The following is a 20,120-nucleotide window of genomic DNA, read 5'->3' as shown; positions in this document are numbered from 1 at the left end:
GTCCCCGCTTTCCGCGTATGTAGGGACGTGCGCGAAAAGCGGGGACGTGCGCGGCGGCGCCGAGGGCTGTGGGTGGCGGCCGATAGAATGGTTCCCATGAGTTCCGCTGTGGGGTCCCAATCCCGTCCGTTCCAAGTTGACCTGCACGGCGTTGTTGACCTGCTGAGCCGTCACATTTATTCCGGGCCGCAGGTTTATCTCCGTGAGCTAATCCAAAACGGGCGTGACGCCATCACAACACGCAGGAATTCCGGAATCGGCGAGGCCGAGGGGAGAGCTGGGCGTTGGGAGATTCGCATTTTCCCGTCGAGTCCGGACAATCCCGAGTTCCGCATTGATGATGACGGTGTGGGACTGAACGCCGAGGACGTGGCGCAATTGCTGGCCACCGTGGGGCGCAGTTCCAAGCGTGACCTCTTTGACATGCCGCGTCAGGACTTGCTGGGCCAGTTCGGTATTGGTCTGCTTTCCTGTTTCATGGTGGCCGATGAAATTGTGGTGGTTTCCCGCAAGGCCGGCGAGAGCGCTGTGCGGTGGGTCGGATCTGCGGCGGGCACGTTCAGCGTGACTGTGATGGACGGAGACGATCTGCCCGTGGGAACCAGCGTGAAACTGCGCCCCCGCGCCGATGACGCCGAGCTCTGCGGCCGCAAAAAGGTGACGGAACTGGCTACTCGTTACGCCCAATACCTGCCCGTTCCCATCTTGATTGCCGATGGCACCGGCGGCTTCGACACCATCAATCAGCCGCCGGTTTTCGCTCTGGTCGGGGACGAACGCACTGAACACCGCAGTGAATTGATGGAGCTGGGAACTGCCCTGATCGGCGCACGCCCGCTGGATGCCATTGAGCTCGGCAGCCCCGCCACCGGCACGCGCGGCACCGCCTTCATCCTCCCGTTCACCCCGCCGCCCTCGGCCCGGCCGGCGCACGCCGTCTACCTCGGCGGCATGTTGGTGGATGAGCGCAGCCAGGATCTGTTGCCGGAGTGGGCGTTCTTTGCGCGGTCCGTGGTGGATTCCACGGGGCTCAAGCCCACGGCGTCGCGCGAATCGCTCGTTGCCGATGAAGCGCTGGAGGTGACTCGGACCGAGCTCGGAGCGGCGTTGCGTGCCTGGGTCATCCGCATGGGCGCCGGGAACCCGAATAAACTCGCTAAGTTTGTCGCCATCCATCACCTGGGGCTGAAATCGCTTGTGGCGTACGACGACGAACTTGCCTCCTTCTTGACCCGTTGGCTGAGCGTGGAAACCACTGCCGGACGAATGACCATCGAAGAGTTGGTGTCCCGGCAAAAGCACATCCGCTACACCGAATCGATGGAAGAGTTCCGCCAGATTGCCGCGATCGTGCCCACCGAATCGCCTGTGGTCAACGGTGGCTATGTATATGACGCCGAGATTATTCGCCGCCTGCCGTTCCTTTTTGACGGCACCAGCGTGGAACAAGTCGCGCTATCATCACTGCTGGATTCGCTCGCGGTCCCGGCGTTGGCGCAGCGTGCGCCGGTCTTGGCCTTTGAACAACGTGCCAGCGCAGTGCTGAAATCCTTTGACGTTCAGGTGAGTGTGCGCAGCTTCGCCCCGGCAGATGTCTCCGCCCTCTATTTAGCCGACGATGCCGTGCTTCGCGGGATGCAGCGCAGCGCCGCTCGGAGGGTGTCCAACTCGCTGTGGAACGGGGTGTTGGCCAAGGCAGAAAAGTCTCGGGAGGCCGCCGTCGAACTTAATAACCAGATGGCCAAGGCCACGTTGTGCGCCAATTGGGACAACCCGCTGATTCGCACGCTGGCCCAAAGCCCCGATGAGGCCGTGTTCAACCGAACCATGAAACTGCTGTACGTGCAGGCCATGCTCGCCGCACACTTGCCACTCGGTGCGGCCCAGCGCAGTCTGCTCACCGAATCGCTCAGCGATCTGGTGCAGCTGAGCATCAGCCACTAAATGGTCCGCCCCCACAGCTTGCGGGGGAGCCACCGTATGCCAATAGACGGGCCACGTCCGGCCACTTTGAGGAACGTAAATGAAGACCACAGCCGAACTTGAAGAGCTCATCAGCCGAGCCACGGAATCCGTGTGGGGGCCGGAATTGAGTGGTCTTTTGGAGACTGCATTGGCGCTGGCGGTGGAACGGGGCGATGAATCCGGTGAGTACCGGGTACGCCTTGTCATGGCTAACAACGCCCAGATGATGGGGGATACCGACCGGCTCCTGACCAACTTTGCCTGGTGCCTGGCCAAGCACGACGACGATCCGCTCACCTTCCCGATCGAACCGGATGACGGCAGCGATCTGATGTGGCAGTTCAAGTGGATGGTGGGCGTGTTGGGTGCAGATCCACGGTTCTCCACGGAGCAGATTTCAGCTGTCTTGGCCGATATGGACGACCACTTTAGGAAGGCCAATCTGGGACTCTCAGGTGTGGCCATGGCCCGCTTTGAATCGGCGTTCCACAACGGTCATCTGGAACAGGCACGTGCAGCTTTCTCGGCTTTGACTTCCACGGAACGGGACAATTATTCCCATTGCGACGCCTGCGTGCGGTCCGTGGCCATGGAATACCACTTCAGCATCGGGGAACAGGTGGCGGGTGCGCGCGCGTTCACCGAGATCATGGAGGGCGGCTTCAGTTGCGGTGAAGAGCCTGAGCACGCCATCTCCGTGGCCTTGCTGCCGTTGCTCCGCGCCGGCGATACGGACGGCCTGGCTTCGCTGCATCGACGCAGCTACCGAGAAGCCCGCGGCAATGCCGACAATGTGGGCATCGTCGCCAATCATGTGGCGTTCTGTGCGCTCACGGGCAATGAGGCGCGGGGCGTGACCCTGGCCGAACGGCACTTGGCGTGGTTGGCTCACGATCCGCTCTCGCACCGCAAACACTTGAACTTCCTGAGCGCTCTGGGCCTGCTTCTGGAGAAGGTAGTAGCGGGTGGACACGGTGAGATTCCCATTCGGGGAACAGAGCACACGGCGCTCATTCCCTTCTTTGGGCAGCGTAGCGAAGTTCTTTCTGCGGCCGAGTTGGCGCCACTGTGCTGGCAGGCGGCGGAAGCGCTGGCCGCGGACTTTGACGCGCGCAATGGCAACGATTGGCATGCTCGGCAGATTGCCGCACGCAAGGATATGGTGACCGAAACGTATCCCCTGTCTCTGGGGGATGAGACGTTTGGTAGCCCGGAACCGCGTCCAGTTGCCGAGCCGCGCAGCACTGAGCAGTGGCGGGTCCGTGCCATGGACCTGTGTGCGGCAGGACTCTACGATGCTGCCTTGGCCGCCTACGCCAGCGGTGTGCGCGGAACGGAGAATCCGCGTGAGTTGGCGGCGTTGCACCGCAGTGCCATCAGCATTCATGGCCAGCTCCCGGGACAGAAGCATCAGGACTTGTTGCTCGAGTGCGTCGCTTTGCGCGCTGCCGCCCTGCGTGCCGCCGGGGATCCGGAGCTGGCGTCACTGACTGAAAGGGCCGACGCGCTGTTGACTGGCCCGGACAAGAGTGAGAGCAACGATGAAAAGCTGGCTGTCATCAACTCAGAACTTCTGGCGTTGGCGGAGCATCCCGAAGCGCTGTGCCTGCTCACTGCCGAACTTGCCCACATTCTGGTTGGTCTGGGCAAACTGGAGGAAGCCCGGACCGCGCTGGTCTCTCTGGAGCAAGCCATCGATGACTGGGCGGCTTCTGCGCATGCTGGCCCCGTCGCCGCCGGGGTGACCAGCCCTGCCGCGCATCCATCCGATGAAACCATCGTCCGGGCCAGGTCGCAGTACGCCTCGCTCATGTTGCACGTGGCCGTTGAGGGCGCCGATGTGGATGAGATGAACGTCTGGGTGGGTAAGAGCCTGGAACACGAAACCTCAGTGGTTCGCCGGGCATCGGCTTTGGGGCTACGGGCCCGTCTGGCGGCACAACGAGGCGAACTCGCCAGCGCTCTGGCCGATGCCGAAGAATCCACGGAGCTGCTGGCGGGTCTGGGGGCACGGGAATCCGTGGCGCAGTCAACCCAGCTCACCGCCGCCATTTTGCAAGACCTGGGCCGCACCGATGAGCTCCGCTCACGCCTGCGTTTTGGCATCCAGCAGGCCAAACTCGCGGAGTCTCCCTACGTTTTGGGGCTGGCGTACTCGCTGGCTAAAAACCTGGTGGACCACGGCTCTGATGAGGAAGCCATTGAGGTGCTCGACGAGACCCTGAACAATTCCGGCGTCGACATTGGCGATCACGACCGCGGCGAGCTCTACGATCTGCTGGGCACGTCCTTGCGCAGCACCGGCGAACCAGGCGGTGCCCTGAATGCGTGGACACTGGGCCTTGACTGCTTCGAAGCCAATGGTGAAGCGGACCGGGTGGCGCAACTGCACATGGCCATGAGCTCCACCTACCAGGAAGCCGGTCATTTTGAGGCAGCAGCCGAAGAAGCCCAATCCGCCGTGGACGTGCTGAGCGCCGCACTTGCTGGCGAGTCAAAGAACAATGAGCAGCCGGAGGTTGACCATCCGGCCTTGATAGCGGCTTACATGCAGCTCGCTGAAATGTTGAGCACGGGCGGTGCTGAAGGTGCCACGGAGGCAATCGATACTGCCACCGCCCTGGCTATTTCGGCGAAGTCTGACGTCCAGACGGCTGAGATTCAGCTGGTCCGGGCGCGCCACCTGTTCCGAACGGGTGAGGTTGATGCGGCCGTGGCACAAGCCCTACAGGCATCCAGCGCCTTGGAACTGCTCGATGACGCTCAGCAACAATCGCTGCTTGCGCTGTTGCAAGCCGCTCACATGTTGGATAACGCCAAACGCCATGACGATGCGGTAGCCATTTACCACGCTGTTCTTGGTGCTCTGGAGGGAGATCGCCAGGGTCAGGAGATCGTGCGCCACCAACTGGCGGACTGCCTCGAAGCCGCGGGACGAAGCGCCGAAGCCGCGAGCGTCCGGGCCGAGGCGGAAGAAGACCGCCAGCACGGCTAGCAGCCGCCTGCCGTAAAGCGATGCCGCCTAGACTGGGTCGCATGGCTATTGTTTATGATGCGCAGCTGACTCCCTCTAAGTCCGAACTCCTAGAGGCGTGGTTGCCGCAGCAGCCGTGGTTCAGCGGCGACGCGTCCGCTTTGGTGCGTTTGGGGGCTTTTCGCTTCGACGATCCCGCTGGTGAGGTCGGCATCGAAACGCACGTGGTCGCCGTCGACGGTAAGACGTATCAGGTGCCGCTGACCTATCGCGGTGCGCCGTTGGAGGGTGCCGAGGAGTTTCTGGTGACCACAATGGACCACTCGGTTCTTGGTTCGCGCTGGGTCTATGACGCCACGGCTGACCCGGTGTATGTCAGCGAACTTGCCGCCGCCATCCTCACGGGGAAGCCGGTGGCCGTGCAGTGTTTGGTGGTGGGGGATGCCACGGAGGTGCTCCCCGAGACCATGGTGGTGAGTGGTGCGGGGACGCCCAGCGCCGATCTGCCGGAGTTGCGCTTCGGAGCCCCGCGCACCCAAGCCGGAGTCACTTTCATTCCGGCAGGCCCGGTGAACTTCGCCGTTGCGCGAGAACTGGAGACCATCGTAGAAATCCAGTGTGAGCGTTCGCTGACGGCACGGTGGGAACGCCAAGACGTGCCCGTCGTGTTGGCCACCGCGATCATGGCCTGACGCAGAACTGTGGAACCTACAACTCTAGAAACCGGGACCATGGCCGTGCCTCAGCCCAGAAAGAAAGCCCTGGGAATTCTCTTTCGGGTCCTGATTTACGCTGCGGCCTTTGTCTTGCTGATCTTCCCTGACGTGTTCTTGTTCATTGGCCTCCAAGCTCTCGGCAGCAGTATGGGTCTCTGGGTTGGCGAACCTACCTCGAATGACGGCGAAGAATTATGGGCCACCATTGGTGGCGCCGGCGCATTCCTGGCGATTCTTGGCTGCGCCGGGCTCGGTGCGTGGCCGCTGTCCCGGCGGTATGGCATGCGTCCTTGGCTGACGATGGCCATTGCAAGTGGCGCCGTAATTATGGCGTACCTACTGCTTTTTGTTCCGCTTTTCTTCTAACCTCAACTACTTCCCAACTCCGGTACTTAGCGCTACTATGTACTTAGTAGCTAGTACTACTAAGTAGTTGAAGGAGGTGTGCAGTGGGAAAGCAAATGACAGAGATGCTCAAGGGCACTCTGGAGGGTATTGTTCTGGCAATTCTGGCCACGCAGCCCGCCTATGGCTATGAAATCACCGCGCAACTGCGGGACCGAGGCTTTGATGACATTGCCGAAGGTACTGTGTACGCGCTGTTGGTGAGGATCGAGCGCAACGGGATGGTCGACGTCGTCAAGCTCCCCTCCGAAAAGGGCCCGCCGCGCAAGGTGTATTCGCTGAACCCGCAGGGCCGGGAACAACTTCAGGAATTCTGGAAAACCTGGGGCTTCGTAGCCGAGAGGCTGGAAAAGCTCCGTCAAGGAGGAGCGCAATAATGGCTGCAAAATGGATCGAGACGGTCACTGGATCGCTCGAGCAAAAGAAGCAATACAAGGCCAACAAGGCGCGCATGCAAGCGCTTCCGCCGCCGTACCGCACGGCCGTCGAGGCGATTGAGCGGTACCTGATGTACTTCGGTGCCATCAGCAAGGGCGATGTTTTGATCACCATGCTTGAGGACCTCGGTGACCTCTTCGAGCAGGCGGCGGCGGACGGCACCCCGGTCCGCGACATCGTGGGCGCGGACCCCATTGAATTCGTGGAGGTGTTTCTGGCAAATTACTCCGAGGGACAGTGGATCAACAAGGAACGCCGGCGCTTGATCGATGCCATAGACAGCATCGCGGAAGCTTAGAGGAGCCCGCCATGACGTCGATTGCGCCCCAGGCGATTGCCATCTCCGTGCGGGATCTGGAGAAGTCATTCAAGGATGTCCATGTGCTGCAGGGCGTGGATTTCGAGGTGGCCAAGGGCAGCATTTTTGCCCTTCTAGGGTCCAATGGGGCCGGCAAAACCACCATCGTGAAGATCCTTTCCTCGCTGTTGAAGTCCGACGCCGGTGCTGCCGCAGTTCATGGCTTCGACGTCGCCTCTCAGCCGGGCAAGGTCCGGGAGTCGATCAGTCTGACCGGGCAGTTTGCCGCGGTTGATGAAATCCTGACGGGGCGAGAGAACCTTGTGTTGATAGGCAAGCTGCGGCACGTGGCGGATCCTGATGCCGTGGCTGATGGCCTTCTAGACCGTTTTTCACTCTCTGAGGCAGGCTCCCGGAAGGTGGCTACTTATTCCGGCGGAATGCGGCGCAGGCTCGATATCTCCATGAGCCTGATCGGAAATCCACCGGTCATTTCCTTGACGAGCCAACCACCGGGCTCGATCCGGCAGCGCGCATCGACGTGTGGGCTGCTGTCAAGGAGTTGGCAGGGCAGGGCACCACGGTACTGCTCACCTCCCAGCTGCTGGATGAGGCCGAACGCCTGGCCGACAGGATCGCAATCCTGCACTCTGGCCTAATTATTGTCAACGGAACCTTGGCTGAGCTTAAGGCGCTGCTGCCGCCGGCCACGGTGGAGTACGTGGCAAAACAGCCCACCCTCGAGGACGTCTTTTTCGCCATTGTCGGTGATCACGGGAACGACGGCGGTGACGCTGGCGGAGAGCGCGGCGCTGCCGCAACCGACTAAGGAGCTCATTATGAGCACGTATTTCTTCTCAGATACAGCTGTCCTGCTCGGCCGATCACTTCGGCACATTACGCGCAGCATGGACACCATCATCACCACAACAATCATGCCGATCGCGTTCTTGCTGCTGTTTGTTTACGTCTTTGGTGGGGCCATTCACGCGGGCACGGACTCCTATGTGAGCTACCTGCTGCCGGGCATCTTGATCATCACCATTGCCTCGGGCATTTCCTACACATCATTCAGGCTGTTTCTGGACATGCAAAGCGGCATTTTTGAGCGCTTCCAGTCCATGCCGATTGCCCGCTCTTCGGTGTTGTGGGCACACGTGGTGACATCGCTGGTGGCAAACACAGTCTCGCTGATCGTCGTCGTGCTTGTGGCCGTTCTCATGGGGTTCCGTTCGGGGGCTGGACTCTTGACGTGGCTGGCCGTGGCCGGAATTCTGCTGCTGTTGACGCTGGCGTTGACCTGGATCGCCGTCATTCCGGGGCTCACTGCCAAATCGGCAGACGGGGCGAGTGCTTTTGCTTATCCGATCATTTTCTTGCCGTTTATCAGTTCGGCGTTTGTCCCTACGGAGACCATGCCTGGCCCGGTGCGCTGGTTTGCCGAAAACCAGCCCGTGACCTCCATTGTGGATTCGATCCGGAACCTACTGGCGCAACTGCCCGTGGGTGGGGATATTTGGCGGGCGCTCGCTTGGTGCCTGGGCATCTTGGTGACCGCGTACATTTTCGCGATGATGGCCTACCGGAAGAAAATCTCGTAGTCGTCGTGGGAATCCGTTTCTCCATCAGACGCTTCCTCACGTTTCGGGGTGTTTTCGCGGACGCTCCCTCGATCCCGGGATCCTTTGTCCCCCGTGCCCGAGGCATTTATGGCAAACATCCCTGCCGCGGGTTTGTGTGGGTGGTTTACACCAGGGGTTCCGGCTTGGCGCGGGGGAGCAGAGCCGCGTAGGCGCAAACGGCGGCTGTGAAAAAGAGCAGGAAACCCAGCATGCCCATGGCCACTGAATTGCCGGATACCTCGTTCTGGTCGAGGCCCACGAGTCCCACGATGGTTCCCAGCGCCACGCCGAGGATGCCGTATCCCAGTGACACGAAGCAGACCACCACGGCTTTCTGGGTGGGAAACCAGTGACCGTCCCGGAAGAACCCACGGGCCAGCGCCCCGCCAATAAGGAACGGGAGAATGGCGGCGGCGAAGATGACAGCCATGATGAGCGCCGTCGAGCTGTATCCCACGCCGTCGGGTCCCACATGACGGGCAATTTGGCTGGGGATCAAGGCCCTGAGAATGAGGAAAAGAACCACGGCCAGGATCAGCGAACAGCTCGGGCTCACGATCAGTAACGGCAAGGCTCTGGTGTTCAGGCGGGTCATGCCGCTCTTGCTTGAATTCACAGTCAATCTGTCCCCTCAGATTCCAATCCCGAAATGGATTGCAGTAACTAATGTATCTACATGGGGACCGTGGAGTTGAACCCTTCTGTCCAGGGGTGCCAATGAAGGCTGTAGCGCCGGAGACGGCGATCTGATTACGATGGTCTTATGACACACACCACACCAGCGCCCCTGATCTACGTCAGTTTCCCCGGCACCGCGCGTGAAGCACTCACGTTCTATGCCGACATCTTTGGCGGGGAGCTCATGCTGCACACTTATGAGGAATTCAGCCGCACCGATGGTCCGGGCCAGGCGATAGCCCATGGAATGCTCGTGGGTCCGGTCTCCTTGGCGGGGTCGGATGCTGCCACGGGACAAAAAACGGTTCGGATGGAAGGGGCCATGCTCTCCTTGCTTGGTACCGCGGACGCCGACGTCCTCAGGGAGTGGTTCGACAAGCTGGCGGTGGACGGAAATGTTGTGGATCCCCTAGCTGAAAAGCCATGGGGAGCCTGCGACGGGCAGGTCATTGACCGTCACGGCCTGCATTGGCTCATTGGGTATGAGCATTGAGCGTCCGGGGAAGCTAGTTAGCTAGCCCTCCAGTGGTCCCAAAAGTTGAACGTGTTCAAAAATGATGCTTTACTCAGAACTGAACACGTTCAAAAGATGGGATTCGACATGGCCGGAAAACAGTTGGACAGCAAGAGCGAGCAAACCAAGGCGCTCGTGTTGGAAACTGCGCTGAGGATGTTCCGCAGCAAAGGATTCGCAAAGACCACCATGCGGGCCATCGCAACAGAGGCCGGCGTTTCCCTCGGGAGCGCGTATTACTACTTTGCCTCCAAAGAAGAATTGGTTCTGGAGCTGTACCGGGAGTCCGTTGCCGAACAACGCGCAGCGGCATCGAAGGCATTGGACGGTGTGAGCGGTTTGGGCGACAGGCTCAAGGTTGCCTTGCACGCCGGCGTGGATGCCCTCACTCCCTATCACGGCTTCGGTGGCACGTTCATCAGTAGTGCCCTGCCTCCGCAATCGGCCACGAACCCTTTCGGTGAGGCGTCGAGCCAAGCGCGGGAGGACGCCGTCGGAATTTTCAGTGAGGTCATTGACGGAGCCAAGGTGCCACAATTCCTCCGTGCTGAGTTGCCGGAATTGTTGTGGCTGGCCTATATGGGGGTGGTGCTCTTTTGGGTGTACGACCGCTCCGAAGATCAACGCCGCACGCGAACCCTGATCGATGGGGCAGCGCCGCTCATCGCCAAGCTGGTCGCGTTCTCGCGGCTGCCGGTAGTCAAACCGCTGGTCGAGGAAGCGCTCGCGCTCAAGGCAAAGGTGCGGTCATGAAATCCGCGGTCATTGCCGGAGCTTCCGGATTCATTGGCGCGTATTTTCGTGCCGGGTTCGCCGCCGAAGGCTGGCAGGTGCGCACCGTGGGTCGCAATGACGCAACCGCTGACGCCGTGTGGGGCGACACCCCTGCCATCACCGAGCTGCTGGACGGCGCTGATGTGCTGATCAATCTCGCCGGGAAATCGGTCTCCTGCCGCTACACCCCTGAGAACAAGGCCGAGATCGTGCGGTCCCGGACGGAGACCACCGCCGAGCTTGGCCGGGCCATTGCCGCCTGCGCCACGCCGCCTCGCGATTGGTTCAACGCCAGCACCGGCACCATTTACAGGGATGCGCGGGACCGTCCGCAAGACGAGGACGACGGCGAACTTGGCTCCGGTTTTTCCGTCGAGGTAGCACGGGGCTGGGAGGAAACGCTGGCGGCTGCCGATGTTCCCGCAACACGAAAAATCCCGCTGCGCATGACGATCGTTATGGGTCCGGGCGGCGGCGTGATGCGCCCCTTCAATAATTTGGCGCGGCTGGGGCTCGGCGGGCGCATGGGTGATGGTGGACAAAAATACAGTTGGATTCATGTCCAGGACCTGTTCCGGGCGGTCCTCTTTCTGCACGAGCGCCGGGAGATCACCGGGGCCGTGAATATCGCCGCACCGGAAGCGGTGACGAACGCGGAGTTGATGGCGGGCGTGCGCCGCGTAAACCGGGCACCGTTCGGGGTCCCCACACCGGCATGGCTGCTGAAGATGGGTGCCGTACTGATCCGCACCGAAACCGAGCTGGTGCTCAAGAGTCGCTGGGTCCGGCCCGGGAAGCTGGAGGATGCAGGCTTCACCTGGCAGCACCCGGAGCTGGAAGGTGCACTCGCCGACATCGCCGGGCGGCGCAACGCACAGGACGGAACGGTGTATTCACAATGACGGGCGTTGGCAACGAGAGCGGTCCCGGGGTCCACCGTCTCGGCGCGGAGCGCACGGAAGCCGGCCCCTACACGCCGGGGCAGCTGGCCCGATGGTCTAAACAGGACGCGTTCCGCATGGAATACGGGGTGCTGGCCCTGCTGACGGGCTGGTTTGTGACCTTCGTAGTGTTTTGCTTGGGCCTGACGGTGGCCAGTGTTGGGGCCGGGGGATCCGACGGCTTTGGCTGGGGCTTCCTGTTTCTGGCGTTGATGTTCGGCTTTCCTGTCGCGGCGATCATCGGGCTGCCGCTGGCCATCGCGATCGCTTCACCCTTGCGGAGGGTTCACAACCAATGGCTCCACGTGCCGGTTTTTGCACTGGCAGTAGGCGCAGCCATGGGCGTAGTTGTTGCATTCCCCTACGATCTCCAGGAGAAGGACGTGTGGCTGTTACTTGCCCCGGTTCTCTGGGCTGCCGCCAGCGCAGCAATTGGCCGGGCGAGTGTCATCAAGATGGTGGCCCGCCGGAACTAGCGCCGGTCGGGGGACGGAAGGGGCAGCTTTGGCAGGGGGTAGGGAAAAACCCGCTAGGCTCACAGCAATAGGGCTCTACCGCCTTCTGCGAGCCCCTCGACTGTGATTGGACCTCCTATGTCAGCCGTCTCCACTCTGAAAATCACGTCACGGACCCTTGAGTTGGCGGAATTGGGCCACGATTCGTCAATGCCCTCCGTGCAGCCACTGCTGGAGCCGCCCTACGCGGTGGGCGCGGACATCCCTGAGGAGATTTCAGCAGGGGTGCGCTGGGGTAAGGCGCGCAACATTTACCCGTATCCAATGCAGGAGAGCTATTCGCGAGAGACCCGCGCAACGGAACTGACCGCCGTCGTACTTGAAAATGAGCATGTGAAGGCCACTTTCCTGCCGCAGCTGGGCGGGCGCCTGTGGGAACTGACGGACAAGGCCACGGGCAAGGCGCTGCTGCACACGCAGGACAGGATTCAGTTCGCTAATCTGGCTCTGCGCAATGCCTGGTTCGCCGGTGGGATTGAGTACAACATTGGCACGCGCGGGCATTCGCCCACCACCTGCGTGCCGCTGCACACGGCGGTTGTACGCACGCCGGAGGGGCAGGATGTCCTGCGGATGTGGGAGTTCGACAGGCTCCGCGAAGTGGTTTTCCAGATCGACGCGTGGCTCCCGACGGACTCCAAAGTGGTCCTGGTGTCCGTGCGGATTCGCAACCCCAATGACAAAACCGTGCCCATGTATTGGTGGAGCAATGCTGCCGTTCCGCAGTCGCCGGCCACACGCGTGATTGCTCCGGCAACGCACGCCTACGCGACCGATTACGACGGCTCCATAACCCGCGTTGACACCACCAGCTTCCACGGTGCGGATGCCACCTGGCCCATCAACAACACCCAGGCGGTGGATTTCTTCTTCGACATTGCCCCTGAGGAGCGGCGCTGGGAAGTGGCCGCGGACGCTGACGGTGACGGGCTGGCCCTGATTTCCTCGGCGCAACTGCGCGGCCGGAAGCTGTTTGTTTGGGGTGAAGGCGTGGGCGGGCACCGCTGGCAGGAGTGGCTTTCGCCTTCTGATCCTGGCGAGCCGAGGCGCTACGCAGAAATCCAGGCCGGTCTGGCCCAGACGCAGTTTGAGCACGTACCCATGCCCGCCGGGGCCAGCTGGCAGTGGATCGAGGCGTACGGCAACGCGGGCCTTGATCCGGCGCTCGCCGTGGGGGAGTGGGACGCCGCCGTGGCCCATGGTGCCCAGCGCGTGGAGGCTTTGGTCTCTGAGGCGACTATTGCCAAGGCACTGTCCGACGCCGGACGCTGGGCTGATCTGCCGCCTTCCGAAATGGTGGTGGCTGGCAGCGGTTGGGGTGCTTTGGAGCGGGTCCGTCGCCAACATTCCACCCTTGACTGGATCGATGAGGCGGGCACGCCCTTTGGGGTTGAGACGCTGACGGCGGATCAGGTGCCGTGGCTGGAGCTGCTCAACGCTAACGCGGGCATTGTTGAGAAACCCTTTGAAGCGTCCGCTGCCGAGGTGCCGAACCAGCCCTTCGGCGGGGCGTCCTCCTATGTCCGCGGGCTGGATTGGGAAGACTTGCTCACTGCCGGCCGGAATGCCAGTGCCGAGGGCGCGTTCCATCACGCCGTCATGGTGCATGCCCGGGCGTCCACGTCTGCGGGGGACCAGAGCGTGGTTGCGTCGTTGTATCGGCAGGCGCTCGACGGGACCTTTGTGGCAGGAGAGCCCTTGAGCGCGGGCAGCCAGGCGTTGGCGCACCGTGGTTTGGGGTTGACGCTGATTGCCGCCGCTGATGTTGCCGGTGGCCTGGCCGAAGTGGTGGCAGCCTGTGCCGCGGATCCGCTGAGCCGCGAGCTGTTGATCGAGGCCATGACGCTGGCTCAGGACAACGGGGCGCCCGCCATAGCGCTGGATCTACTCAGCGGGGCATCGGAATCGTTGGCCGGACTTGGCAGAGTCCGGTTCCTTGAGGCCAAGGCGCTCGCCGCGCTGGGAGAGGACGCCGCCGCGGCCGCGATTCTTACGGCCGGGGTGGAAGTGGCCGATCTCCGCGAGGGCGTCAACTCGATCTCCGAGCTCTGGTTGCAGGTCTGTCCAGGGCAGGACGTTCCGGCGGAGTACCAGTTCTCCATGAAGTAGCCCGGCTGCGGCCAGGGCTGTCCGGGCCTTCCCTCAATGTGCGCCGGCTAGCGTTTAGTGAGCGAGCGTTGGCCAAAAGTGCCCCGTTAGCGTTAATGAGCGAGGGTTGGGGGTTCAGTCTGCGCGGCGAGAAATTCGGCCAGGGACTGCGGCTTGCGACCCGTGAGCTCCTCAACGGAGGTACTCAGCTGTGCCATGGCGCCCGAGCCAATGGAGGTATAGGTGGATACCCAGGCATCGTATTGCCATTGCGGAGCGTCCCAGGCTTTACGGGATGCGTAGGCTTCCTCCACCGTTTCGTTGTGAAATCTGATGCTCCGCTTCAAGCCGGAACTGAGAATAGCCGCAACCTCCGCCATGGTGAGAGCCTCCGGGCCGGTGAGTTCGTACGTCCGTCCAGTGTGGGCAGCAGGGTGCTGGAGGATGGCGCCGGCCGCTGCGGCTACGTCGCGGCGGGAGACCAGCGCGGCCCTGCCGTTCCCTGCCGGGCCGCGGATGACGCCGTCGTCCCCTACCATCATGGGCATGAAGTCCAAGTAGAAGTTGTCCCGCAGAATCGTCCACGCCATGCCGGAACCGCGTAGGTGCTCCTCCGTGGCGAAATGGTCGCGGGCCAGCGTGAAAACAGCATCCGGGGCGGCCGCCACAAAGGAGGTGTAGACAATGTGCTGCACCCCGGCAGTGGCCGCACCGTCGATGAACGCCTTGTGCTCATCCAATCGGTTGGCGCTTTCCGCGGCGGAGACCATGAGAACCGTGTGAATTCCCGTGAGTGCATGTTCGACGCCGGAGCGGTCACCAAACGCTGCCACCGCCACCTCAGCTAATGGAAGGTCCGGTGCTCGCTCCGGGTTGCGGACAACCAGTCGCTGGGGGAGCCCCGCGCCAGCCAGTGTCCGGGCCGTGTGGCCGCCAATGAATCCTGTAGCGCCGGTGACGGCGATGGTTGGAAGAGTCATGGCTCAAGTACATCCTTGGGTGCCGAGTTTGTCGAGGGCGCACATGCTGCTGGCGGCAGCTGGAGCCGACTCTCATGCTGCAGACCTAGTGTGGATTCCTGCAAGGTGCTTCTTCATCAACGCCAGTGCGAAAGGACTTTCTTCTCACGGCACCCCTGCCCCAATCGCTGAGGGCGCGTCCGGGATTATGCCCCAATCGCTGAGGGAGGGTCGGCAAAAAATGCCCAATCGGTGATAGAGCGTTGGGAGGGGCGGGTTGACAGGGCGCTGTGAGCGGTGTCATAGTCGTGGTTATGAACTTGTCAGACAGCTGGACAGCAGGACAGGGGCCGATTCTTCGAGTCAGCGCGGCCGAAGCCGTCTTCACAGCCATCCGCACGGCGATCGAGGCCGGCGCCCTGAAGGTCGGAGCCAAACTCAGCTCCGAAACTGCGCTCGCAGCCCAATACGGTGTGAGTCGGTCCGTGGTCCGTGAGGCGTTGCGCTCCTGCACGGCGCTGGGCCTGACGGAAACTCACACCGGCAAAGGCACCTTCGTCATTGCCAACCAGGTTTCCAACGATCTTGTCCTGGGGCAGTTCTCGGCCCGCAGCCTCATGGAAGCCCGTCCGCACATCGAAGTACCGGCCGCCGAATTCGCTGCCACCCGCCGCAGCCCCGAGCAGCTCGAAGAAATGCGCGGCATCCTGGCCCTCATGGCCGAAGAAGACGACCCCGAAATCTGGGTCAGCCTCGACGCCAGCTTCCACGCAGCCATAGCCCGCGCCAGCGGCAATGGCGTGTTCCAACGCGTGGTCGAGGACATCCGCGGCGCCATGGTGAACCAGTCCGAAACCATTAACCTCATCACCGGCCGCACGCGCCAATCCGATGTGGAGCATCTCGTCATCCTTGACGCCATCACACGCCGCAACACCAAGGAGGCGGGCCTCGCCATGGCCACACACCTCTCCGCCGTCGACACCGCACTCAGCCGCATCATGGGAGCTACCGAAGCATGAACCTCACAGATTTCCCGGCCCACGCCCCGCTTGCCGTGCAGACGCGCGGCGAGCTCGTGGAGAGCGTCCACTACGGTTCACTCATTGCCATAACGAACGACGGCGTGAGCCTGATTTCGCGCGGAGAGCCCACCGCCCGCGTGTACCCTCGCTCAGCGTTGAAGCCGCTCATGGCCGTGGCCATGCTGCGCGCCGGTTTGGAGCTGCCCGATGAGCAGTTGGCGCTGGCCGCGGCCAGCCATTCCGGATCGGCCGAGCACCAGAGCGCCGCCGCTGCCATCTTGACGGCAGCAGGCCTGTGCCCGGCGGATCTTGGCAACTCCACGGATCTGCCCTACGGTGTGGCTGAGCGCGCGCAGTGGCTGGCTACCGGAAACGGGCCCACGCAATTGGCCCAAAACTGCTCCGGCAAGCATGCCGCCTTGCTGGCCACCTGCGTCCACAATGGCTGGCCGGTTGAGAGCTATTTGGGCGCGGAGCACCCGCTCGCCGCCCTGATCCGCGCCACAGTCGAAGACCTGACCGGTGAAACCATCACCGCGGTCAGCACCGACGGCTGCGGCACTGAGGTGTTTGGTCTGTCTCTCATTGGTATGGCCCGCGCCTTCGCCCGCATGACAACGGCCCAGCCAGGCACCCCGGAACGCCGCGTGGCCGATGCCATGCGTGCCCGCCCCGACATGGTGGCCGGCCACGGCCGCGACGTCACCGCGCTGATGCAGGCCGTTCCCGGGATCCTGGCCAAGGACGGCTTTGAAGGCATCCAAGTGATTGCCCTCGCGGACGGCAGCGCCGTAGCATTGAAAATTTCCGACGGCGGAGACCGGGCTCGCATGCCAGCGGCCACTCCGGCGCTCATCGCCTTGGGCATCGACCCGGACCAGCTGACTGCCTTCAATCGCCTCCCTGTCTATGGAGGCGGACACCCAGTGGGCGAGCTACTGGGGCTACCGGCCCACAATTAGCCTCACCTCCAACCACTACCCACCCCACCGTTGGTCCGCACCTGTGCGTGCCCGTTTTGTAGCGCAATGAAGCGCCGCCTCAAGGAAAATCATGACTGAAACTTTGTCCATCACGTCCGTATCTGATCCCGTCGAATACCGCAGCGAGCACGATCTCATTGGGGACCGCGATATCCCAGTGGATGCCTATTGGGGTGTGCACACCCTGCGCGCTGTGGAGAATTTCCCCATCACCGGGATCCCGCTGAGCAACAACACGCATCTAGTCAACGGTTTGGCCATGGTTAAGCAGGCCGCCGCACAAACCAACCATGAGCTTGGCTTGCTTGACGACGTCCGGGCCGGGGCCATCATTGCGGCCTGCCAGGAAATCATCGCAGGGAAACTACACGAGCAGTTTGTGGTGGACGTCATCCAGGGAGGTGCCGGGACGTCGTCGAACATGAACGCCAATGAGGTCATCGCCAACAGGGCGCTGGAAATTCTGGGCCACAGCAAGGGCGACTACCAGCACCTGCACCCGAACGACCACGTCAACCTGAGCCAGTCCACCAACGATGTTTACCCGACGGCTGTCAACGTGGCAACGATCTTCGCGGCGAAATCGCTGGTGGTAGCCATGGAATACCTGTGCGATGCCTTCGCTGCCAAAGCGCTGGAATTTAGGACTGTGGTGAAAATGGGTCGCACGCAGCTGCAGGACGCGGTGCCCATGACGCTCGGTCAGGAGTTCAACACGTACGCGGTGACCATGGGGGAGGACCGGGCTCGGCTGGCCGAATCCACACTGCTGGTGCATGAGATCAACCTTGGCGCTACGGCGATCGGCACCGGCCTGAACGCTCCGCGCGGCTATTCGGAACTGGCCTGCCGCCACCTCGCGGAGATTTCCGGACTGCCGCTCACCACCTCCGTTGACCTGATTGAAGCCACTCAGGACGTTGGAGCGTTTGTGCACCTCTCCGGCGTGCTTAAGCGTGTGGCCGTGAAACTGTCCAAAATTTGCAACGATCTGCGGCTCTTGTCCTCCGGTCCGCGCGCTGGCTTCGGCGAAATTACGCTGCCGGCCGTGCAGGCGGGATCATCCATCATGCCGGGCAAGGTCAACCCTGTCATCCCGGAAATGGTGAATCAGGTGGCCTACGAGGTGGTTGGCAACGATGTCACCATCACCATGGCAGCAGAAGGCGGGCAATTACAGCTCAACGCCTTTGAACCCGTCATTGTTTATAGCTTGACCAAGAGCATGCGCCATCTGGAAGCGGCCTGCATCACCTTGGCCGATAAGTGCATCCGCGGCATCACAGCCCACGAGGACAAGCTGCGCGCACAAGTTGAGCACTCCATTGGCCTGGTCACGGCGCTCAACCCGCGCCTTGGCTACGCCACCTCCACCGCCATTGCGCTGGAAGCACTGGCCAGCGGCCGCGGCGTGGCCGAGCTGGTGCTCGAACGCAAGCTCCTCACGGCGGAGCAGCTCAATGAGCTGTTGCGCCCGGAATACCTCGCCAACCTCAGCGACCTAACTCCGGGCAACTGAGCTCTTCAATAGCCGAGCTCTTCAGTAGCCGAGCTCCCAGCAACAGGTCTGCGCAACCACGCACCTCCCCGCGATAATCCGGTGGCCCGCAACGGCGCGTTTCACCTCTGAACAAAGGACCCCATTATGCGTCACCAGGAACAAAGCGATACCTCTGATTTAGTTCAAGACCAGCCCAGCTCCGCGTTGACCGCTGAAGATGCTGGGCTGCACAAGGGACTGAAGTCCCGCCAAATTCAAATGATTGCCATTGGCGGGGCCATTGGCACCGGCCTGTTCATGGGTGCCGGTGGCCGCTTGGCCGGGGCTGGCCCGGCGCTCATGTTCAGCTACGCCATTTGCGGTTTCTTTGCATTCTTGATTCTGCGTGCCCTAGGCGAGCTGGTCATTCACCGGCCGTCCTCCGGATCATTTGTCTCCTATGCGCGGGAGTTCTTCGGCGAGAAGGCGGCGTTCGTCTCCGGCTGGTTGTACTGGCTGAACTGGGCGATGACAGCGATTGTCGACATCACCGCCGTCGCACTTTACATGCACTTCTTCGGCAAATACCTGCCCTGGATCGACTCCGTTCCGCAGTGGGTCTGGGCACTGGCCGCACTCATGCTGGTGCTGGGACTGAATCTGGTCTCCGTGAAGGTCTTCGGTGAGATGGAGTTCTGGTTCGCGCTGATCAAGGTCGTTGCGTTGGTGACGTTCTTGCTGGTGGGTACCTACTTTGTCATCTTTGGGACCCCCGTCGAGGGGCATGAAGTTGGCTTCTCGCTGATTGCCGACAACGGCGGATTCTTCCCCAATGGGCTACTTCCGGTGGTGGTGGTGATGCAGGGCGTGGTGTTTGCGTACGCATCCATTGAGCTCATTGGTACGGCCGCGGGGGAGACGCAGAATCCGGAAAAGATCATGCCCAAGGCCATCAATACGGTCATTGTTCGTATTGCGGTCTTCTACGTTGGTTCGCTGGTGCTGCTGTCACTGCTGCTGCCATACACGGCATACAAAGCGGGGGAGAGCCCGTTCGTCACCTTCTTTGGCTCCATTGGGGTGGAGGGCGTGGACTCAATCATGAACCTGGTGGTTCTCACGGCGGCCATGTCATCTCTGAACGCCGGCCTGTACTCCACCGGGCGGATCTTGCGCTCCATGGCCATGTCCGGCTCAGCTCCGAAGTTCACCGCAAAACTGAACAGCCGCGGCGTACCGTACGGTGGCATCTTGCTCACGGCTGGCGTGGCAGTTCTGGGCGTGATTCTCAACGCGGTGGTGCCTGCTGAGGCGTTCGAGATTGTGCTGAACATGGCTGCCCTAGGCATCATCGCTTCCTGGGCCATGATCGTGCTGTGCCAGCTGGCGCTCTATCGGCTGACCAAAAAGGGACTGGCCATCAGGCCCTCGTTCCGCATGATCGGCGCACCCTACACGGGGTACCTGACGCTGGCATTCCTGCTGGCCGTGCTGGTCCTGATGGCGTTCGATAGCCCCGTCGGCACCTGGACCATCGCCTCGATCGTGGTCATTGTGCCAGCCCTGGTCATTGGCTGGTACTGCTCACGCGGACGGATCAATGCAATTGCCGCCAGCCGCGACGGTTACACGGGAGCCCATCCTGTCATTGCCCATCACAGCGCTGCTACTGCAGCCCGTGATGCCGCCGAAGCTGCCCAGGCCGGGGCGAGGGACTAAGGTTTCGCGCCGGGCGGCGCCGGGAG

General features: G+C 62.0%; 18 protein-coding genes and 1 pseudogene. 17 read left to right on the top strand and 2 right to left on the bottom strand.

Annotated elements, in window-relative coordinates:
* Positions 1-96 precede the first annotated feature (96 nt).
* The 8 genes and pseudogenes from AS189_RS17690 (at position 97) to AS189_RS17655 (ending at position 8,397) form a co-directional block, all read left to right on the top strand.
* Positions 97-1,944 (top strand): HSP90 family protein, encoded by a 1,848-nt coding sequence (locus AS189_RS17690; RefSeq protein WP_062291910.1) that lies wholly within the window; start codon positions 97-99, stop codon positions 1,942-1,944.
* A gap of 79 nt (positions 1,945-2,023) precedes the next feature.
* Entirely contained in the window at positions 2,024-4,960 is a 2,937-nt protein-coding gene (locus AS189_RS17685) for a hypothetical protein (protein ID WP_062291909.1), read from the top strand.
* A gap of 41 nt (positions 4,961-5,001) precedes the next feature.
* The gene (locus AS189_RS17680) at positions 5,002-5,631 is read left to right on the top strand and encodes a CG0192-related protein (RefSeq protein ID WP_062291906.1); all 630 of its coding nucleotides are present in this window, start codon (positions 5,002-5,004) and stop codon (positions 5,629-5,631) included.
* Positions 5,632-5,676: 45 nt separating this feature from the next.
* A complete protein-coding gene (locus tag AS189_RS17675) occupies positions 5,677-6,021 on the top strand; it encodes a hypothetical protein (RefSeq protein ID WP_160320868.1) in 345 nt (114 codons plus the stop codon).
* A gap of 83 nt (positions 6,022-6,104) precedes the next feature.
* Complete coding sequence (locus AS189_RS17670) at positions 6,105-6,437, top strand: PadR family transcriptional regulator (protein WP_062291900.1); 333 nt, start codon at positions 6,105-6,107, stop codon at positions 6,435-6,437.
* Entirely contained in the window at positions 6,437-6,796 is a 360-nt protein-coding gene (locus tag AS189_RS17665; protein WP_062291898.1) for a DUF1048 domain-containing protein, read from the top strand. Before AS189_RS17670 ends, AS189_RS17665 begins: the two co-directional genes overlap by 1 nt.
* Positions 6,797-6,807: 11 nt before the next feature.
* Positions 6,808-7,625 (top strand): annotated as a pseudogene (locus AS189_RS17660) (ABC transporter ATP-binding protein).
* 10 nt (positions 7,626-7,635) lie between these two features.
* A complete protein-coding gene (locus AS189_RS17655; RefSeq protein ID WP_062291895.1) occupies positions 7,636-8,397 on the top strand; it encodes an ABC transporter permease in 762 nt (253 codons plus the stop codon).
* 145 nt (positions 8,398-8,542) lie between these two features.
* Here the strand turns inward: AS189_RS17655 and AS189_RS17650 are convergent, their stop codons facing one another.
* Positions 8,543-9,040: a hypothetical protein gene (locus AS189_RS17650; RefSeq protein ID WP_129587335.1), complete on the bottom strand. Its 498-nt coding sequence runs from the start codon at positions 9,038-9,040 to the stop codon at positions 8,543-8,545.
* A 141-nt stretch (positions 9,041-9,181) separates the two neighbouring features.
* Here AS189_RS17650 and AS189_RS17645 point away from each other — a divergent pair, with 141 nt between their 5' ends.
* The 5 genes from AS189_RS17645 to AS189_RS17625 all read left to right on the top strand — a co-directional run bounded on the left by AS189_RS17645 (position 9,182) and on the right by AS189_RS17625 (position 13,949).
* On the top strand, positions 9,182-9,589 hold the full coding sequence (locus tag AS189_RS17645; RefSeq protein WP_062291889.1) for a VOC family protein: 408 nt from the start codon (positions 9,182-9,184) through the stop codon (positions 9,587-9,589).
* Positions 9,590-9,697: 108 nt separating this feature from the next.
* The gene (locus AS189_RS17640; protein WP_337589184.1) at positions 9,698-10,363 is read left to right on the top strand and encodes a TetR/AcrR family transcriptional regulator; all 666 of its coding nucleotides are present in this window, start codon (positions 9,698-9,700) and stop codon (positions 10,361-10,363) included.
* Positions 10,360-11,286 (top strand): TIGR01777 family oxidoreductase, encoded by a 927-nt coding sequence (locus AS189_RS17635; RefSeq protein ID WP_062291886.1) that lies wholly within the window; start codon positions 10,360-10,362, stop codon positions 11,284-11,286. Before AS189_RS17640 ends, AS189_RS17635 begins: the two co-directional genes overlap by 4 nt.
* On the top strand, positions 11,283-11,801 hold the full coding sequence (locus AS189_RS17630; protein WP_062291883.1) for a hypothetical protein: 519 nt from the start codon (positions 11,283-11,285) through the stop codon (positions 11,799-11,801). The genes AS189_RS17635 and AS189_RS17630 overlap by 4 nt, the downstream gene beginning before the upstream one ends.
* Positions 11,802-11,918: 117 nt before the next feature.
* Positions 11,919-13,949 carry a DUF5107 domain-containing protein gene (locus tag AS189_RS17625; RefSeq protein ID WP_193393496.1) on the top strand — a complete coding sequence of 677 codons (2,031 nt, stop codon included), beginning with the start codon at positions 11,919-11,921 and terminating at the stop codon, positions 13,947-13,949.
* Between the two features lie 92 nt (positions 13,950-14,041).
* Here AS189_RS17625 and AS189_RS17620 read toward each other — a convergent pair whose 3' ends face one another.
* A complete protein-coding gene (locus AS189_RS17620; protein ID WP_062291880.1) occupies positions 14,042-14,908 on the bottom strand; it encodes an SDR family oxidoreductase in 867 nt (288 codons plus the stop codon).
* Between the two features lie 293 nt (positions 14,909-15,201).
* Here AS189_RS17620 and AS189_RS17615 point away from each other — a divergent pair, with 293 nt between their 5' ends.
* The 4 genes from AS189_RS17615 (at position 15,202) to AS189_RS17600 (ending at position 20,094) form a co-directional block, all read left to right on the top strand.
* Complete coding sequence (locus AS189_RS17615; RefSeq protein WP_062293999.1) at positions 15,202-15,909, top strand: FadR/GntR family transcriptional regulator; 708 nt, start codon at positions 15,202-15,204, stop codon at positions 15,907-15,909.
* A complete protein-coding gene (locus AS189_RS17610) occupies positions 15,906-16,874 on the top strand; it encodes an asparaginase (protein ID WP_062291878.1) in 969 nt (322 codons plus the stop codon). The genes AS189_RS17615 and AS189_RS17610 overlap by 4 nt, the downstream gene beginning before the upstream one ends.
* 91 nt (positions 16,875-16,965) lie before the next feature.
* Positions 16,966-18,414: an aspartate ammonia-lyase gene (locus AS189_RS17605; RefSeq protein ID WP_193393495.1), complete on the top strand. Its 1,449-nt coding sequence runs from the start codon at positions 16,966-16,968 to the stop codon at positions 18,412-18,414.
* Positions 18,415-18,540: 126 nt separating this feature from the next.
* On the top strand, positions 18,541-20,094 hold the full coding sequence (locus AS189_RS17600; protein ID WP_062291875.1) for an amino acid permease: 1,554 nt from the start codon (positions 18,541-18,543) through the stop codon (positions 20,092-20,094).
* Positions 20,095-20,120: the final 26 nt, after the last annotated feature.

It is taken from the genome of Arthrobacter alpinus (genome assembly GCF_001445575.1).
GTDB lineage: Bacteria > Actinomycetota > Actinomycetes > Actinomycetales > Micrococcaceae > Specibacter > Specibacter alpinus_C.
Note: the sequence above shows the minus strand (reverse complement) of the source record. Positions and strands in the feature narration are given on the sequence as shown.

What these genes read in the sequence shown, in the direction of transcription:
- AS189_RS17605 (WP_193393495.1), top strand. Translation starts at nt 16,966, where the DNA reads ATGACTGAAACTTTGTCCATCACGTCCGTATCTGATCCCGTCGAATAC.
- AS189_RS17680 (WP_062291906.1), top strand. Translation starts at nt 5,002, where the DNA reads ATGGCTATTGTTTATGATGCGCAGCTGACTCCCTCTAAGTCCGAACTC.
- AS189_RS17630 (WP_062291883.1), top strand. Translation starts at nt 11,283, where the DNA reads ATGACGGGCGTTGGCAACGAGAGCGGTCCCGGGGTCCACCGTCTCGGC.
- AS189_RS17610 (WP_062291878.1), top strand. Translation starts at nt 15,906, where the DNA reads ATGAACCTCACAGATTTCCCGGCCCACGCCCCGCTTGCCGTGCAGACG.
- AS189_RS17600 (WP_062291875.1), top strand. Translation starts at nt 18,541, where the DNA reads ATGCGTCACCAGGAACAAAGCGATACCTCTGATTTAGTTCAAGACCAG.
- AS189_RS17685 (WP_062291909.1), top strand. Translation starts at nt 2,024, where the DNA reads ATGAAGACCACAGCCGAACTTGAAGAGCTCATCAGCCGAGCCACGGAA.
- AS189_RS17645 (WP_062291889.1), top strand. Translation starts at nt 9,182, where the DNA reads ATGACACACACCACACCAGCGCCCCTGATCTACGTCAGTTTCCCCGGC.
- AS189_RS17620 (WP_062291880.1), bottom strand. Translation starts at nt 14,908, where the DNA reads ATGACTCTTCCAACCATCGCCGTCACCGGCGCTACAGGATTCATTGGC.
- AS189_RS17665 (WP_062291898.1), top strand. Translation starts at nt 6,437, where the DNA reads ATGGCTGCAAAATGGATCGAGACGGTCACTGGATCGCTCGAGCAAAAG.
- AS189_RS17690 (WP_062291910.1), top strand. Translation starts at nt 97, where the DNA reads ATGAGTTCCGCTGTGGGGTCCCAATCCCGTCCGTTCCAAGTTGACCTG.
- AS189_RS17615 (WP_062293999.1), top strand. Translation starts at nt 15,202, where the DNA reads ATGAACTTGTCAGACAGCTGGACAGCAGGACAGGGGCCGATTCTTCGA.
- AS189_RS17625 (WP_193393496.1), top strand. Translation starts at nt 11,919, where the DNA reads ATGTCAGCCGTCTCCACTCTGAAAATCACGTCACGGACCCTTGAGTTG.
- AS189_RS17635 (WP_062291886.1), top strand. Translation starts at nt 10,360, where the DNA reads ATGAAATCCGCGGTCATTGCCGGAGCTTCCGGATTCATTGGCGCGTAT.
- AS189_RS17640 (WP_337589184.1), top strand. Translation starts at nt 9,698, where the DNA reads ATGGCCGGAAAACAGTTGGACAGCAAGAGCGAGCAAACCAAGGCGCTC.
- AS189_RS17655 (WP_062291895.1), top strand. Translation starts at nt 7,636, where the DNA reads ATGAGCACGTATTTCTTCTCAGATACAGCTGTCCTGCTCGGCCGATCA.